Annotated in this window: 14 protein-coding genes; 9 read left to right on the top strand and 5 right to left on the bottom strand. The window is 63.9% G+C overall.

The features are described 5' to 3' along the window. Positions 1 to 5 precede the first annotated feature (5 nt). Positions 6 to 257, top strand: coding sequence for a hypothetical protein (locus HU760_RS13145; protein ID WP_170029929.1), 252 nt, complete (start codon positions 6 to 8; stop codon positions 255 to 257). Between the two features lie 121 nt (positions 258 to 378). Here the strand turns inward: HU760_RS13145 and HU760_RS13140 are convergent, their stop codons facing one another. Both HU760_RS13140 and HU760_RS13135 read right to left on the bottom strand, forming a co-directional pair. Next, positions 379 to 543, bottom strand: coding sequence for a DUF6021 family protein (locus tag HU760_RS13140; protein ID WP_186674146.1), 165 nt, complete (start codon positions 541 to 543; stop codon positions 379 to 381). Positions 544 to 598: 55 nt separating this feature from the next. Continuing rightward, the gene (locus HU760_RS13135) at positions 599 to 1,585 is read right to left on the bottom strand and encodes a DNA-binding protein (RefSeq protein WP_186674147.1); all 987 of its coding nucleotides are present in this window, start codon (positions 1,583 to 1,585) and stop codon (positions 599 to 601) included. Between the two features lie 239 nt (positions 1,586 to 1,824). On the opposite strand from HU760_RS13135, the gene HU760_RS13130 reads away from it, so the two are divergent. The 3 genes from HU760_RS13130 to HU760_RS13120 all read left to right on the top strand — a co-directional run bounded on the left by HU760_RS13130 (position 1,825) and on the right by HU760_RS13120 (position 4,517). Next, complete coding sequence (locus tag HU760_RS13130; protein ID WP_186674461.1) at positions 1,825 to 2,430, top strand: helix-turn-helix transcriptional regulator; 606 nt, start codon at positions 1,825 to 1,827, stop codon at positions 2,428 to 2,430. Between the two features lie 141 nt (positions 2,431 to 2,571). Beyond that, on the top strand, positions 2,572 to 3,573 hold the full coding sequence (locus HU760_RS13125) for a threonine/serine dehydratase (protein ID WP_186674148.1): 1,002 nt from the start codon (positions 2,572 to 2,574) through the stop codon (positions 3,571 to 3,573). Next, a complete protein-coding gene (locus HU760_RS13120) occupies positions 3,570 to 4,517 on the top strand; it encodes an ornithine cyclodeaminase family protein (protein ID WP_186674149.1) in 948 nt (315 codons plus the stop codon). The genes HU760_RS13125 and HU760_RS13120 overlap by 4 nt, the downstream gene beginning before the upstream one ends. A gap of 12 nt (positions 4,518 to 4,529) precedes the next feature. Here HU760_RS13120 and codA read toward each other — a convergent pair whose 3' ends face one another. The 3 genes from codA to codB are packed head-to-tail and all read right to left on the bottom strand — an operon-like array spanning position 4,530 to position 8,255. After that, the gene (gene codA, locus HU760_RS13115; RefSeq protein ID WP_186674150.1) at positions 4,530 to 5,771 is read right to left on the bottom strand and encodes a cytosine deaminase; all 1,242 of its coding nucleotides are present in this window, start codon (positions 5,769 to 5,771) and stop codon (positions 4,530 to 4,532) included. Positions 5,772 to 5,775: 4 nt separating this feature from the next. Then, positions 5,776 to 6,993 carry a PucR family transcriptional regulator gene (locus HU760_RS13110; RefSeq protein ID WP_186674151.1) on the bottom strand — a complete coding sequence of 406 codons (1,218 nt, stop codon included), beginning with the start codon at positions 6,991 to 6,993 and terminating at the stop codon, positions 5,776 to 5,778. Next, entirely contained in the window at positions 6,990 to 8,255 is a 1,266-nt protein-coding gene (gene codB, locus HU760_RS13105; protein WP_186674152.1) for a cytosine permease, read from the bottom strand. Before codB ends, HU760_RS13110 begins: the two co-directional genes overlap by 4 nt. 369 nt (positions 8,256 to 8,624) lie before the next feature. Here codB and HU760_RS13100 point away from each other — a divergent pair, with 369 nt between their 5' ends. The 5 genes from HU760_RS13100 to HU760_RS13080 all read left to right on the top strand — a co-directional run bounded on the left by HU760_RS13100 (position 8,625) and on the right by HU760_RS13080 (position 15,340). Continuing rightward, the gene (locus tag HU760_RS13100) at positions 8,625 to 10,949 is read left to right on the top strand and encodes a putative bifunctional diguanylate cyclase/phosphodiesterase (RefSeq protein ID WP_186674153.1); all 2,325 of its coding nucleotides are present in this window, start codon (positions 8,625 to 8,627) and stop codon (positions 10,947 to 10,949) included. 76 nt (positions 10,950 to 11,025) lie between these two features. Beyond that, complete coding sequence (locus HU760_RS13095) at positions 11,026 to 11,988, top strand: site-specific integrase (protein ID WP_186674154.1); 963 nt, start codon at positions 11,026 to 11,028, stop codon at positions 11,986 to 11,988. A gap of 165 nt (positions 11,989 to 12,153) precedes the next feature. Then, positions 12,154 to 12,480, top strand: a complete 327-nt coding sequence (locus HU760_RS13090) for a hypothetical protein (RefSeq protein WP_186674155.1) — start codon at positions 12,154 to 12,156, stop codon at positions 12,478 to 12,480. Positions 12,481 to 12,736: 256 nt separating this feature from the next. After that, positions 12,737 to 14,257 carry an FAD-dependent oxidoreductase gene (locus tag HU760_RS13085; protein WP_186674156.1) on the top strand — a complete coding sequence of 507 codons (1,521 nt, stop codon included), beginning with the start codon at positions 12,737 to 12,739 and terminating at the stop codon, positions 14,255 to 14,257. Between the two features lie 72 nt (positions 14,258 to 14,329). Further along, entirely contained in the window at positions 14,330 to 15,340 is a 1,011-nt protein-coding gene (locus HU760_RS13080) for an aldo/keto reductase (protein WP_186674157.1), read from the top strand. Positions 15,341 to 15,359 lie beyond the last annotated feature (19 nt).

The following is a 15,359-nucleotide window of genomic DNA, read 5'->3' as shown; positions in this document are numbered from 1 at the left end:
CCGCCATGAGTAACGATGCTTTGAAGGCCGAAGTACTGACCCGCCTGCTGCACGCCCACCCTCAAGGGCTTGGCAAGGAGGTGCTGGACAACTACCGCGGCGAGAAAGCGGTGGCCGGTATGCTCAAGACCTTGCAAGAGGCCGGTTTGATCCAGGACGGCAGTGTGGCGGTCGGCAGCGACCATCAGATCAGTGTCAACTACCCGATCAAGCTGTCGGCGGCGGGCGTGGAGGCTGCCAGGCAAGCCGACACTTGAGTGTTGCCAGCCTGGCCCGCCTCATCGTCGGTGAACCAGCGCCACAAAGGCCGCGCCTGGCATCAGGTCAGTGCGGCAGATGGGGTGGCTGGCTTGCCGGCGATGGGCTGCAAACCAGTGGCTATCGTTTCTTCTCTACGTCTCTGGGGGGCTTGGCCGGCCCTTGCGGGTCGACCTGTGGGTCGTCAGCATCGGGTGAGTCCGGGTCAAAACCCAGGTCAACCTTCTTGTCGGCCTGCTCGGACGAGTGAGGCCCCTCTTTGCGTACGGGTTGCGATTCGGGCATGGCACTATCTCCAGTGGATGTATAGGGAAGAAAGCGCCCGCCCGGAAAAGTTTGATCAATCTGCAGCCTGGGCCAGTTGCGCCTTGCACTGCGCCAATGCTTCATCACGTTCCTTCAACTGTTCATCAAGCCGCTGCAACTGCCGCGCCTGTTCGGCGCACAGGTCGCGGCGCTGCTCCAGGTTCTGCGCCTGAGCATCCAGCTGCCGGCGCATCTCCTCGCTGGCGCCCTGCGCCTGGGCCAGGATCGTGCGCAGGCCCTGGATCTGCGCATCACGTTGCTCCAGCAGTTCTTCCTGGGCCCGGCAGGCGCTGCTGGCCTGGCGGTGTTCACCCAGCAACCGCTCGTTATCGCGGTGCAGGCGGGTCAGCTCGTCCTGCTTGACGATCATGCCCTGCTGCAACTGGCGCACTTCCACCTGCAGCTGCTGCAGTTGCGCTTCGTGGCGGCGCTGCTCCTGTTCGCGCTGTTCGCGACTGGCGTTGCGGTAGTGTTCGAGCGCATCGCGGGCATGGCGGTGCTTGTCTTCCAGGGACTTCACCTGCTCGTCCTTGTCCGCCAGGCGCACCTGCAGCTCGCCCAGCGCCTGGTTGAGGCTGGCACTGCGCAGCTGTTCGGCTTGCAGGGTGCTTTGCGTGGAGCGCAGCTTTTCCGCTTCGGCGGCCAAGGCGGCCGCGTCGATCTGATGCTGTTGGTGCGCGGCCGCCAATGCCTGCCGAGCGATCGCCAGCTGCGCTTCGAGCTGCTCGCGCTGTTCGGTGAAGCGGCTTTCGGCCTGCTCGATCTTCAGGTCAGCCTCGTCCTGCAGCTGGGTTGCCAACTGCCCGACCATACGGCTGAGCACGTCACTCAATGCCATGCCGCCCTCGGCGGCGACAGGCTGTTGGCCGTTCAGCTCCTTCAGGTAGCGGTGGATCGTGGTCTTGGAACCGGTGTTGCCCAGCTCGATACGAATGGCATCGATGCTGGGGTTTTCCCCCCGGGCAATCAGTGCCTGCCGCGCTTGCTGCACTACGACCTTGTTTATACCGCCCCGGGCCATGCCTGCTCCTACGATTTCGTACTGTGTTATGTATCATGTAATTACGTACCAATTATGCCGCTCTGCAGACGCCTGTGCAAAGCGTTACTAACAACGAATAATCACGGCTTATCGCATGTGACAGGAAAAAACTGGCTGTCTTGTGGTGAGGCATGCGTACGAAGCTGGCCGGCAAGGTGCCTTGTGCCGGTTACGCTTTGCCGCCACCATGGTGCCTGGCCTTCGATCATCGACAGAAAATGACCCTGGAAAATTACAAGGCAATCGCCGACAGCATCGCCCTGCTGCTATACCCGCATGCTGAAGTCATCGTTCACGAACTGCGCAGCCAGACCGTCGTTCACATCGCCAACAATTTCTCCCAGCGCGAACTGGGCGATGATTCGGCGATCGACCACGAGTTGGCGGACCTGCTGAACGGGGTCAACCTGGGCCCCTACGAAAAGCTCAACTGGAACGGCCAGAAGATCCGTTCCATCAGTACTGTGCTGCGCAACCAGGCCGGTGAAGCCGAACACCTGATGTGCATCAACCTGAATGTATCGGTACTGGAACAGGCTCGCGCGGCACTGGATGCGTTCTTCCAGATGAGCCGCCTGGTGCCGCAGCCCGATTCGCTGTTCCGCAACGACTGGCAGGAACGCATCAACACTTTCCTGCATGCCTGGCTTCGGGAGCGCAACCTGTCCCTGCAAACGCTGCAGGCAAAAGACAAGCGCAGCCTGGTGCAGGCGTTGCATGCCGAGGGCGCGTTTGAAGGGCGTAGTGCTGCCGACTACATCGCCAAAGTGCTCAACATGGGCCGGGCCACGGTGTACAAATACCTGAAAGAGCTGCGCGCCTAGGCGGCAGGCAACCCCTTCCCTTTTGTTCCAGAACGTTGGTGAGCCAGGCAGTGGCGCGCCCGTTCACGCTCGCCCTCTTGTCATGCGTGGACTAAATGTCTATCGTGGACGTGGTTTCTACATTCACTCAGGAGTGCAGTCATGTCCACCGCCACAGGTTCGCCCACCGGCGTCGACGCCGCTTACCTCGACACGTTGTACCAGGCGATCGAGGATGCCCATGTGGCGCTACGTCCAGCCGTCAGCATCACGCCGCTGACCTACAGTGCCCGGCTGTCGGCAATGACTGGCTGTCAGGTGCTGCTCAAGTGCGAGCATTTGCAACACACGGGCTCGTTCAAGTTCCGTGGGGCCAGCAACAAGATTCGCCTGTTGCCGGCCGAGCAGCGTTCCCAAGGGGTGATTGCCGCTTCTTCCGGCAACCACGGGCAGGCGCTGGCACTGGCAGGTAAAGGCGCTGGGGTGCCGGTCACCGTGTACACCAGCAATGGCGCTTCTGCCTACAAAGTACAGGCCATGCGCGCGCTCGGCGCGGAGGTGATCGGCTTGCCTACCGACCCGTTGGGTGCCGAACTGGAGGCTGCCAGGCAGGCTCAGCTCCAGGGCAAGCCATTCGTATCACCCTACAACGACCCGCAGGTCATCGCAGGACAAGGCACCATCGGCTTCGAACTGTTCGAACAGGCGCCGGATCTGGACGCCGTTTTCGTTGCGGTCGGCGGTGGTGGAATGATTTCCGGTATTGCCGCGGCCCTGCGGGTGCTCAAGCCGGGTACCGATATCATCGGTTGCTGGCCTGCCAATGACCCAGCGCTGCAGCAGTCGCTCAAAGCTGGCAAGATCATCAACGTGGATGCCACCGACACACTGTCCGATGGCACTGCCGGTGGTGTCGAGCCTGGCAGCATCACCTTCCCGCTGTGCCAAGCGTTGCTGACCGACACCGTGCTGGTCAGCGAAGAGGAAATCAAGGCCGGCATGCGCGATGTCGCCAGCAGTGAACGCTGGATCATCGAAGGCGCCGCAGCTGTTGCGGTCGCCGGTATGCAAAAGCTGGCCGCGCGCTACTGCGGCAAGCGCGTCGCGGTAATCCTGTGTGGCCGCAATATCCTGCTGGACGAGTTCCTGGGGGCAGTCAAGTGAGGCTCTTCAGCAAAGCGCAGATCGTTGCCAGCCTCGACCCCGAGGTTGCGCTGCGTTGCCTGGAACAAGGCTTCATCGCCTTCTCCGCAGGCAAGGCACAAGTACCACCGGTCCAGGGCTTTGCCTTCCCCGGGGCCAACGGCGACTGCTGCATCAAGTCGGCCTATATAGAGGGCAGCGCCACCTTCACTGTCAAACTCTCGACCGGTTTCTATGACAACCCAGGCAAAGGCCTGCCGAGCAACGATGGCTTGATGCTGGTGCTGTCTGCGCACACCGGGCAGCCCTTGGCGCTGCTGCATGACGAGGGTTGGCTGACCGGCATGCGCACGGCCCTTGCGGGGCGTATTGCCGCACGGTTGCTGGCACCGCCGCGGGTCAGTGCGATCGGCATACTGGGCACGGGCATGCAGGCCAGGATGCAGCTTGAACAGCTGGGCGCCATCACCGATTGCCGTCAGGTCATGGTCTGGGGCCGCCAGGACAGCGAGCTGGCTGCCTACCGTGCGTTTGCCCGCGCATTGGGTTATGAGGTGCGCATCACGCATGACGCCGCCGAGGTCGCGGCGGCGGCCAACCTGATTGTCTGTACGACCCCTTCCCGCCAGCCGCTGTTGCTCAGCGAGTGGGTCCGGCCTGGCACGCACATTACCGCTGTCGGTGCCGATGCGCCCGGCAAGCAGGAGCTGGACCCGGCGCTGGTGGCCAGGGCCGACCGCATCATCGTCGATTCGGTCGCCCAGTGCAGCCAGTACGGCGAGGTTGCCCACGCCTTGAGCAGCGGCCAGATCGACACGAAGCAACTGATCGAACTGGGTACGTTGCTGGCCAGCGGTGCCCATGGGCGGGAGCACGCCGCACAGATCACCCTGGCCGACCTCACCGGTGTGGCGGTACAGGATGCGCAGATCTCAAGCTGTGCCCTGGCTGCGATGACCGCCTGAGGCCATGCCACCTCAGGTAAAGCGCTGTACTTGCGCCGGTGTCCGCTGCATCAGCACCTTGCCGTGCCGTACAGACACCAGCGCATGCCCCTGGCTGCGCACCAACTCGTAATCATCCGGCGCCGACAGCAGCAACAGGTTCGCCGGCCGCCCCACCTCGATGCCGTAGCCCTCCCCCAGGTTCAGGGTCCGGGCGCTGTTGTCGGTGATCAGGTCCAGGCAGCGCTGCAAGTCCTCATAACCGAGCATGTGGCAGATGTGCAGGCCGGCTTCGAGAATGCGCAGAATGTTGCCATTGCCCAGTGGGTACCAAGGGTCGACGATCGAGTCCTGGCCAAAGCACACGTTCATCCCCGCACGGTCGATCTCGGCCACGCGGGTGACACCACGGCGTTTCGGATAGTTGTCGAAACGCCCTTGCAGGTGAATGCTCTCGGTCGGGCAGGACACGAAGTTGATACCCGACAGTTTCAGCAGGCGAAACAGCTTGTAGCAGTAGGCATTGTCGTAGGAGCCCATGGCCACCGTGTGGCTGGCGGTAACCCGGGGGCCCATGCCGCGCACCCGGGCCTCTTCGGCCAGCACTTCAAGGAAGCGCGACAGTGGGTCGTCGGTTTCGTCGCAATGCACGTCCACCAGGCAACCGGTGCGCTCGGCCAGGTCCATCAGGAACTTCACCGATGCAACGCCCTGGTCGCGGGTGTTCTCGAAATGCGGAATGCCGCCAACCACGTCGGCGCCGATGGCCACCGCCTCGGTCATCAGCGCCCGGCCGTTGGCATACGACTCGATGCCTTCCTGGGGGAACGCGACGATCTGCAGGTCGATCAGGTGACGCACTTCGTCGCGCACCTCGACCATGGCCTTGAGCGCGGTGAGGGTCGGGTCGGTAACATCGACGTGGGTGCGTACATGCTGGATGCCATGCTCCACCAGCATGTCGATGGTCTTTTTCGCACGGGTCTTGATGTCGGCGTGGGTGGTGATCTCCTTGCGCTCGGCCCAGCGCTCGATGCCTTCGAACAGGGTGCCGCTCATGTTCCACTTCGGTTCGCCAGCGGTCAGCGTGGCATCGAGATGAATGTGCGGTTCGACGAAAGGTGCTACCACCAGGTTCTGCCCGGCATCCAGGTCTCCCACGGCGCTGGGCGCCATCACCTGGGCCTGGGGCACGATGGCGGCAATGCGCTCGCCGTTCAGTTCGATGCGGAACAGCCCAGGCTTGCCGCGCAGGCGTGCGTTGATAATGTTCATCTTGTTACTCCTTGCCGTGGTCTTCGCTCATGCGCCATATCAACAGGGCGACGGAAGCATTCATGCGAAAAAGCGGGTCGTCGAGAGACTGCCCGCTGAGTTGTTCGATGCGCAGGATGCGCTGATTGACGGTATTGCGGTGCAGCCCCAGGCGCTGTGCGGCCTTGAAGCCGTTGCCGTTTTCCATGAGCAGCGCATCCAGGGTGTGCACCAGCGCATGGGCGTGCTTGCGCCCGGGGCTGAGCAGCGGGCCGAGGGTGCGGCTGACGAAATCGTCGATCAGCGTGCGGTCGAAAATACCTTGTAGCAGGCGCAGGACACCCAGTTCGCTGAAGTTGCAGTAGCCGTTGGCCGGACGCAAGTGCCGCGCTACATCCAGCGCCTGCCGCGCCTCGTTGAGGGCCTGGCGGTAGTGCGCGCAGTCGTCGGCAAGGCCCGACAGGCCCATGTACAGCTGCAGTTCGCCGGTTGCGGCCTGCAACTGCCGGTACAGGGCAGCCAATGCCTCGTGCAGATCGCGGGTGTCGGTCAGTAGCACCACGAACAGGTCGCCGGGCAATTGCGCGGTGACACTGCCCGGATGTTGACGGCACCATGCTTCGAGCTGGTCTTCCAAGGCCTGGCGGGTAGCCTGCCAGGTACGCTCACCCACTACCAGGCCGTGTTGCTCGAACACGTCATCCACACCTGTCAGGCGCAAAGCCAGCAGGCGCCGTGGCTCATCCAGGACCAATTGCAGGTGCGCAGCCCGCTGTCGGGCAATCGCCAGGCTCGGATAGTCCCCGGTAAGGAGCTGGCCCAGTATGTCGTTGCGCGAGCGGCGGGCCTGGCTCGTCTGCACCAGCGCCGTGCCGATCAGGTGGGTAACCACCACCATCTTCAGCGCATACGGTTGCTCGATCAGCGGCAGGCCCAGTTGCTCGGCACGGGCGATAACGGCTGGCGGGATGACCTGGATGAAGCTGTCGCCGGTGAGGATCACCATGCCGGCAATACCCACGGCAGCGCCATCCTCTATCAGGCTCAGCAGGTTGGCCTCGCCGCGTGGGTGGTTTATGCCGGTCACAAACACCAGCTCGCCACCCATCACCCATTCGGCGATGCCTTCGTTTTCTGCCACGTACGGCCAGCGCACCCGGCGGTGCAGGCTGCGTGCCCCGGCCCGCACGCTCAGTTCGTGCAGGCCGGGCAACTGCAGGATCTCCTCCAGCGCCAGGCTCACGGCTCGACGCCTGCCTGGCCAGGCGCGCGGCGCCGTGCGCCCAGTTCGACGCAGGCGATGTAGCACAGCGCCGAAGCGCCGATGCCTACCAGCGGGGCGATCCACGGCGAGGCGCAGGCCAGCAGCGCGCCCACGGCATAGGCAAACAGCCCGGTCAGGTTGTAGCGTGGCAGGCGTGCCGTGCCCAGTAGCGGGAACCTGCCGCGGTGGCGGTACCAGAAGTCGGCCATGATTACCCCACCCAGCGGCGGAATGATCGAGCCCAGCAACACCAGGAACGGGATCAGCAACTCGTACATGCCGCCGATCGCCAGCACAATCCCGACGCCGGCGGCCACCAGCGTTGCGGTACGTCGGCGCTCGCTGCGCAGCAGGTGACAGGCGGCCGCCGACACGTTGTAGATGGTCGGCCCCTGGATCGTCCACAGGTTCAGGCAGAGCATGACCACCGCCGCGAACGACAGCCCTTGCAGCATCATTACCTCGACGATATCGGCCTGCTGGTAAACCATTGCGCACCAGGCCCCGGCCACCACCATCAGGCCGTTGCCGAGCAGGAAGGCCACCACGCTGGCAATCACCGCCACCCGGCCGCTACGCGCCAGCCGTGTCCAATTGGTCGCCTGGGTGGCACCACTGGCGAAGGTACCGAAGACCATGGTTACCGCAGCTGAAAAGGTCATCGCCTCATGCGGCACCACGGCGGCCAGGCCGGCAACCCCCCCGGCATCGCGGGTAGCGATGTACATCGACACCAGCAGCAGCGCGAACATCAACGGCACCGACACCCGGGACAGTACATCCAGCCCCTTGAAACCAATGATGGCTGTCAGGCTGAAGCCCAGGCCGAACAGTACCATCAACGGCATGCCGAAGCCTTCCGCCAGCCCCAGCAGCCTGACCAGCACGATGGCTACCGTGGCCGTGCCCCAGGCGTACCAGCCCAGTTCGGCGAACCCCAGCAGGAAATCGGAGAGCCGGCTACCGGCTTCACCGAAACAGAAACGCCCCATCAACACGGTGTTCAACCCGCTGCGCGAGGCGATGAACGCGAGCGCTGCGGCATACAGGGCCAGCAGGCTGTTGCCGATGGCCGCCACCCACAACATGTCGACAAAGTTGAAGGCCATGCCCAGCTTGCCGCCGGCGAACATCGTGCCGGTAAAGAAGGTGAAGCTGAACAGGACCATCGCGATCGGCAGCAAGCCCTTGCGGGCGGACTGCGGGGCTTCGCTGAGCGGGAATTCGCTGGATGAGCTCATTGCACGGGGCTCCAGGTTGTAGGTCGGGAACAGGGAGAGCAAGATGCAGGCCGACTTTCACCCAGTGGGAGAAGACGCTCGTAACGGGCGCATGGCACAACGGGCTATGTGCATATTGAACATTCAAGCGCAGAAAACACCAATCGAAAGTGTGCTCGATGACTTTATTCGAGGCGCGGGCGCACCAAAGCAGGTCGGTGTTGGGTAGTTGGTTCCCAGGAAGACTTGACGTGAAGCAGCAGCCTGTCGCCAGGCGCTTGATGGCCATCGTAGAAGGGAAATCCTTAAAGGCAATTAGCCATCAGTCATGAGGCTGTCACCTTACTGTCGTATTTTTTGACCATTACCCAGGGTCGGGATCTATCAGCAGTGATTCGCCGTTCGCTTTCATCCGCCAGCCTTCTGCGGCTGTTGATCCTGCTGCTGTGCGCAGCGACCCTGGTCTTCCTCTGGGGGCTGCACCTCTCGCAAAGGATTACCGCAAGGCAGGATGCGTTGGCCGCCAAGGCTATCGAACACTTGAACCTGGCCAGCCTCGTCGGTGAAAGCCTGCGCCAGCTGGTCGACCGCGCACAGGCGGTAGGCCGGGTCGCCCAGGATGACATGACGAGGCTGCGCCAGGGCAACGTCATCCTGGCAAGGCTGCTCGCCGCAGACCCGCTGTTCAAGCGGATGAGCCTGTACGACCGGCAAGGCAGGCTGCTGTCGGCCAGCCATGCCGACGAGGCTGTCGAGCTGCCCGAAGCCTGGTTACACCAGCTGCAACGGCACGTGTCCCGCTACGGTTTCAAGCCTTTTCTGCCCAGCGTGCAGCCAGCCGGCCAGCCGGCCACCCTGCCCGACTGGAGGCTGCCCTTCGTGTTGCCGCTGAGCGATCTGCCCGGCCATGACATCGACACTATTCTGGTGGTGCAGTTGGACATCGGCTATCTGGCGATGCTGCTGCAGCACATCGACCTGGGCCACAGCGGGCTGGTGCGGCTGCTGCAGGAGGATGGGCAGGAACGCCTGCGCATCGCCACCCGCGGGGTGGTTGTTACCGCCGGCGCACTGCAGCCAGGGCTGCCCGGCAAGGCCAGTGACACAGGCACGCTGACCCAGTACGCAGCTGGCACCCCTTACCAGAGCCTGTACCGGCGCGTGCCCGAGCGTGGTTTCAGCGTGGTGGTCAGCCAGCGCCAGGATGAGATCCTGGCGCCTTCTACCCTGGCTTACAACTGCCAATTCTGGCTGAACCTGAGCATGACCGTGATGATCCTTGCCAGCCTGCTATGGGCCTTGCGCCTGTTGCGCAAGCACCAGGAGGCGTTCCGCGCGCTGGAGCAGGCTCAGCAGGTCAACCAGCAACTGATCGAGCGCCTCGAGGACGAACACCGGCGCAGCAGCCATGCCGCCGCCACCGACCACCTCAGCGGCCTGCACAACCGCCGCCAGTTCGTCGAGGTGGCCGGCCAGGCGCTGACCCGCCAGCGCGGCAAACGGCGCCTGATGGCGATTCTGTTCATCGACATGGACCGCTTCAAATCGATCAACGATTCGCTGGGGCACAAGGTCGGCGACCTGCTGTTGCAGGCCGTGGCCGGGCGTATCCAGCGCCTGCTGGCGCCCGGCGACGAGGCCTCGCGCTTTGGTGGCGACGAGTTCGTGGTGCTGCTGGCTGGTGAACGCAGCGAGGAACAGATCAATGCCTGGGTCCGCGAACTGGTGCAGAAACTCTCGGCCACCTACGCCCTGGACGGCCAGGAGGTGAACACCAGCCCCAGTGTCGGCGTGAGCATCTGCCCGCGCGATGGCCAGGACATCGACAGCCTGATCCGCAGCGCCGATGCCGCGATGTACTCGGCCAAGCAGGCCGGGCGTGCCCAGTACCGCTTCTTCGACCCGTCGCTGAACCTGGCCGATATCCAGGCCTTCACCCTTGAACAGGCCTTCGGCAGCGCCTTGGCCGAACGCCAGTTCATACTGCATTACCAGCCGCAGATCCGCCTCGACACCCTGCAGGTGCTGGGCTATGAAGCCTTGGTACGCTGGGACCACCCCGAATTCGGCTTGCTGTACCCGGACCGCTTCATCAGCCTTGCCGAGCGCAGCGGCTTCATCATCGAGCTGGGTTGGGAGGTGCTGCGCCTGGCCTGCGAGGCGTTGGCGGCCTGGGCCGGCCAGGGCCGCGAGACACGACTGGCAGTCAATGTATCGGTCCTGCAGCTACGCCAGGCCGGCTTCGCCGCGCGGCTATTGGACGCCCTGCAGCAGTACGGCATCGCCCCACAGCGGCTGGAGCTGGAAATCACCGAAACCACCATTCTTGACGCCGAAGGCACGGCGCTGACGCACCTCCACAGCTTGCGCCGTGCGGGCCTCGGCATCAGCCTGGACGACTTCGGCCGCGGCTACGCCGGCTTCGCCCACCTGCATACACTGCCACTGAGCAAGCTGAAGATCGACCGCTCGCTGATCGCGCCGTTGTCCAACAGCCATGACGACAGCCCGATCGTGTCCTCCACCATCATCCTGGCCAAACGCCTGGGCCTGGAAGTGGTAGCCGAGGGCGTGGAAACCCGCGAACAGTTGGTATGCCTGAAGCTCGCCGGCTGCGATATTGCCCAGGGCTACCATTTCAGCCGGCCGTTGTCGCCGACGCAGCTGCGTGACTACCCACCGTTCAAGCGCAGCGGGGCCAAGGCCTGCGTGTGATGGCGGCGCCCGCAGCGCAGGACAGGCACGGCATTTCGGTTTATTGTGGTGTCCATCGCCAACCGCCCCTCGCACCATGACCGACATCCAGCGCTACCTGCGCGCCGCCACCCGTGACAACACCCGGCGCAGCTACCAGGCCGCCATCGAGCACTTCGAAACCCACTGGGGCGGCTTCCTCCCGGCCACGGCCGAGCACATCGCCCGCTATCTGGCCGACCACGCCGACCAGCACGCCGTCAGTACCCTGCGCCAACGGCTGGCTGCACTCAGCCAATGGCACCTTGCCCAAGGCTTCCCCGACCCGACCAAGGCCCCGTTGGTGCGCCAGGTGCTGCGCGGCATCCGCACCTTGCACCCGAACCCGCCCCGGCAGGCCGCGCCGTTGTTGCTGCAGCACCTGCAAACCGCCGTGCAGTGCTTCGAAGCGGAGGCCTGCCACGCCCGGGAACGGCATGACCTGGCTGCCCTGCGTCGGGCCCGCCGCGACGCGGCCTTGCTGTTGCTGGGCTTCTGGCGCGGTTTTCGTGGCGATGAACTGGCGCGGCTGCGCGTCGAGCACATCCAGGCCGAGGCAGGTGTCGGCATCACTCTGTTCCTGCCGCGCAGCAAGGGCGACCGGGAAGCGCTGGGCGTACAACACCGCACCCCGGCGCTGAAGGCGCTGTGCCCGGTCACGGCCTACCTGCAATGGCTGGAGGTGGCCGGCATCGCCCACGGGCCGGTGTTCCGCAAGCTCGACCGCTGGGGCAACCTGAGCGAAACCGCACTCAACAGCAACAGCCTGGTCGGCCTGCTGCGGCGCATGCTGGAACGCGCCGGGGTGCCGGCTGCGCTGTACACCGGTCATTCGCTGCGCCGTGGTTTCGCCACCTGGGCTACGGCCAACGGCTGGGAACTGAAGGCATTGATGAGCTACGTGGGCTGGAAGGACGCCAAGTCAGCCTTGCGCTACATCGACGCGGCACAGCGCTTTGGCGAGCTGGCCGTACTCCCGGCCAGCCAGGCCCAGGTGCATTCCCTCGATGACAGACAGTAACGCATGCCGGCCTTGGGCCGATACACAAAAGAAATCAGTCGCCACCAAGGCAAGTTAGAGGGCAGGACAGAAAAAATCACCTGATAATTCTGCTAGTTGTGCGGTTAGTACGTAAGTCTTTTAATCGGCACCGCTGCATGAACAAACACACTTGGGAGATTGAATATGTCCGCACTTAACATTCGTGGTCTCATCATCGAAGTCGCCGAAAGCCCTGGCAATACGTTGCAGTTTGCACTTGAGCAAGGCAAGGATGTAACGACAAAGAACAGTTTCGTCGTTTTCGGCAGTGCCAAGGCAGGTGCCAATGTTAACGTTCAATACCTGATCGGCAATCACAGCGAGAGCAAAGAGGTCACTGCGGATAAAAATAATACATGGCATGCAAAATTTTCCAGAGCGCAGGGGCTGGGAAATAATTCAATTGTGATTGCCCAGTCTGATAAAGAAACAGCATCGTTTGTAGTGACTATCGGCACCCCTGGGCCATAATCATTCACAACTGGATGATCTGATTGTTGATAGCCTGCCCCTCGTCAGGGCAGGCACTCACCGATCGGCAGGATACAAGCGGCTTCAGCCGCGATCACCGGCACAGCCGGTGCCAGCCACCGCGTCGTCTGCATCGCGGATAAATCCGCTCCTGCAGTCACGCCAGCGGTGGCGCGCCCTCTCCGATTGTCGGCTCGACGCATCCTCGCCCCAGCCCAGGCGTCAAATGGTGGCAAAGGCCCTTTGGAGAACGCCGATGACCCAGCACGCCGTGGCCCGCCTGGCCCAGCTTGACGAACACCGCCCCCTGCGCGTCCAGGCCGGCAGCGAAGAACTCATCCTGATCCGCCAGGGCGACCAGGTGCACGCCTACCAGGCCACGTGCCCCCATGAAGGCGCCCCGCTCGATGAAGGCGTGGTGTGTGGCGGCCTGCTGGTCTGCCCGTGGCACAAGGCCGCGTTCGCCGTTGACGAAGGCGCGCTGTGCGAGCCGCCGGCCTTGACCGACCTGCGCCGCTACAAGGCCTGGGTCGAAGGCGACCAGGTGTGGGTCGATGACCAGGCCTTGCCGGCCATCGAGCCGCCCCGGCACAGCGATGCCCGATGCTTCGTGGTGGTCGGCGCCGGTGCAGCCGGCAGCGCCGCGGTCGCCACGCTGCTGGCCCACGGTTTCGCCGGGCGCCTGGTCTGGGTCGACCAGGAACGCCAGTCAGCCTACGACCGCACGGCCCTCAGCAAATTCGTGATCGCCGGGCAGATGTCGCCCGATGAAGTACCTGCGCTGCTTGATGCCGACACCCTGCGCAAGGGCCGGCTGGAGCGCAAGCATGGCAAGGTCCGCTCACTGAACAGCCAGAAACGCCAGGTTACTCTGGGCGACGGCCAGCAGATCGATTATGACGCCTGCCTGCTGGCCACCGGTGGCAAGGCGCTGCGGCCCGAGATCCCGGGTGTCGACCTGCCCGGGGTGTTTACCCTGCGCTCACGGGAGGATGCCGCGCAGTTGCTCGACGCTGCCGAACCCGGCCAGCCGGTGGTGATCGTCGGCGACGGTTTCATCGGCCTGGAGGCCGCCTCGGCCTTGCGTAAATACGGCGTGCAGGTGCACCTGGTCAGCCGCCATGAAGTGCCCCTGGTCCGCCAATTGGGTGAGCGCATCGGCCGCAGTATCCGCGAGCTGCACGAACGCAAAGGGGTTGTCTTCCATGGCCCCACCGAGGTCGAGCGCATCGACGGCCATGGCAAGGTCGAAGCCGTGCTGCTGGCGAACGGCGAACGGCTGCAGACGCCCCTGGTCTTGCTCGGCACCGGGGTCAAACCGGCCACCGCGTTCATTCAGGGCCTGCAGCTGCGGGAAGACAAGTCGGTGCAAGTCGATGCCGAAATGCGTGCTGCTGATGGCCTGTGGGCCGCGGGCGATATTGCCACCTTCCCGCTCACCGGGCGCCCGGTACGCATCGAACACTGGCGCCTGGCCCAGCAACATGGGGTGATCGCCGCCGCGAACATGCTCGGCGAACAGCGCCGCTACGCCGACGTGCCGTTCTTCTGGACCTACCAGCACGGCCGCACCTATGAGGTATTGGGCCATGCGCAGGACTGGAACCGTATCGAGTTCGTCGGCGCGCCGGAGCAAGGTGACTTCATTGCCTTGCAATGCGTGGGCGAGCGGGTCGAAGCGGTTATCGCCAAGGGCTACTCGGACGCCATGGCAACGCTGTCGCAACGCATGAAGCGCCCGTTGAGCCTGCAGGAGGCATGGCCGCTGATCGGCTGAGGTGCGCCTTTCAATGCGCCCCGGTTGTGTGTAAAACAGGCAGCTCAGCCGACTGCAAAAGGAACCACGCGCATGATTTACCGCCCCCTTGGCCACAGTGGCCTGCAGGTTTCCGCCCTGACCCTGGGCAGCATGATGTTCGGCGAGCAGACCAGCACCGAAGACGCCCTGCGCATCATCGACAAGGCCTGGGACCAGGGCATCAACTTCATCGACACCGCCGATGTGTACAACGCCGGGCGCTCGGAAGAAATCGTCGGCGAAGCGGTAGCGCGCCATCGTCAGGACTGGATCGTCGCCAGCAAGGTCGGTTTCGGCCCGGCAGACGGCCTGCCCAACCGCAGTGGGTTGTCGCGCAAGCACATCTTCAACGCCCTGCATGCCACCTTGACACGCATGGACATGGACTACCTGGACATCTACTACCTGCACCGCGAAGACCACAAGGTGCCGCTGGAAGAAAGCGTGCAAGCGATCGGCGACCTGCTGCGTCAGGGCAAGATCCGTTATTGGGGTGTATCCAACTTCCGCGGCTGGCGTATCGCCGAGGTTTGCCACATTGCCGAGCGCCTGGGCGTTCCCAAGCCGGTGATCAGCCAGCCACTGTACAACATCGTCAACCGTCAGGCAGAAGCCGAGCAACTGACGGCTGCCGGTGCCCACGGCCTGGGTGTGGTGCCCTACAGCCCGCTGGCGCGCGGCGTGCTCAGCGGCAAGTATGCACCGGGTGCCACGCCGGATTCAGGTAGCCGGGCCGGGCGCCAGGACAAACGCATCATGGAGGTGGAGTGGCGCCAGGAGTCGCTGGCCATTGCCCGGCAGATCCAGGCCTACGTGCAGGCCAAGGGCGTCGGCATCGTCGAGTTCGCGATTGCCTGGGTGCTGAACAACCAGCTGGTCAGCTCGGCGATTGTCGGGCCGCGCACCGAGGAGCAGTGGGCCACCTATGGTGGCGCACTGGCAGTGGAGATCACCGCCGAGGACGAGGCATTCATCGATTCGCTGGTGACGCCGGGGCATGCGTCGACGCCGGGCTTCAATGATGTGGCTCATTATGTGAGCGGGCGGCTCGCGCGCAGCTGACTGCCGTACTGTTCTGCCC

The sequence above is a fragment of the Pseudomonas oryzicola genome, assembly GCF_014269185.2.
In the GTDB taxonomy this organism is placed as follows: Bacteria; Pseudomonadota; Gammaproteobacteria; order Pseudomonadales; family Pseudomonadaceae; genus Aquipseudomonas; species Aquipseudomonas oryzicola.
Note: the sequence above shows the minus strand (reverse complement) of the source record. Positions and strands in the feature narration are given on the sequence as shown.

Excerpts from the sequence above, each read along its gene's own strand:
- HU760_RS13140 (WP_186674146.1), bottom strand. The coding sequence starts at position 543 with ATGCCCGAATCGCAACCCGTACGCAAAGAGGGGCCTCACTCGTCCGAG.
- HU760_RS13080 (WP_186674157.1), top strand. The coding sequence starts at position 14,330 with ATGATTTACCGCCCCCTTGGCCACAGTGGCCTGCAGGTTTCCGCCCTG.
- codB (WP_186674152.1), bottom strand. The coding sequence starts at position 8,255 with ATGAGCTCATCCAGCGAATTCCCGCTCAGCGAAGCCCCGCAGTCCGCC.
- HU760_RS13130 (WP_186674461.1), top strand. The coding sequence starts at position 1,825 with ATGACCCTGGAAAATTACAAGGCAATCGCCGACAGCATCGCCCTGCTG.
- HU760_RS13085 (WP_186674156.1), top strand. The coding sequence starts at position 12,737 with ATGACCCAGCACGCCGTGGCCCGCCTGGCCCAGCTTGACGAACACCGC.
- HU760_RS13090 (WP_186674155.1), top strand. The coding sequence starts at position 12,154 with ATGTCCGCACTTAACATTCGTGGTCTCATCATCGAAGTCGCCGAAAGC.
- HU760_RS13095 (WP_186674154.1), top strand. The coding sequence starts at position 11,026 with ATGACCGACATCCAGCGCTACCTGCGCGCCGCCACCCGTGACAACACC.
- HU760_RS13145 (WP_170029929.1), top strand. The coding sequence starts at position 6 with ATGAGTAACGATGCTTTGAAGGCCGAAGTACTGACCCGCCTGCTGCAC.
- HU760_RS13135 (WP_186674147.1), bottom strand. The coding sequence starts at position 1,585 with ATGGCCCGGGGCGGTATAAACAAGGTCGTAGTGCAGCAAGCGCGGCAG.
- codA (WP_186674150.1), bottom strand. The coding sequence starts at position 5,771 with ATGAACATTATCAACGCACGCCTGCGCGGCAAGCCTGGGCTGTTCCGC.
- HU760_RS13125 (WP_186674148.1), top strand. The coding sequence starts at position 2,572 with ATGTCCACCGCCACAGGTTCGCCCACCGGCGTCGACGCCGCTTACCTC.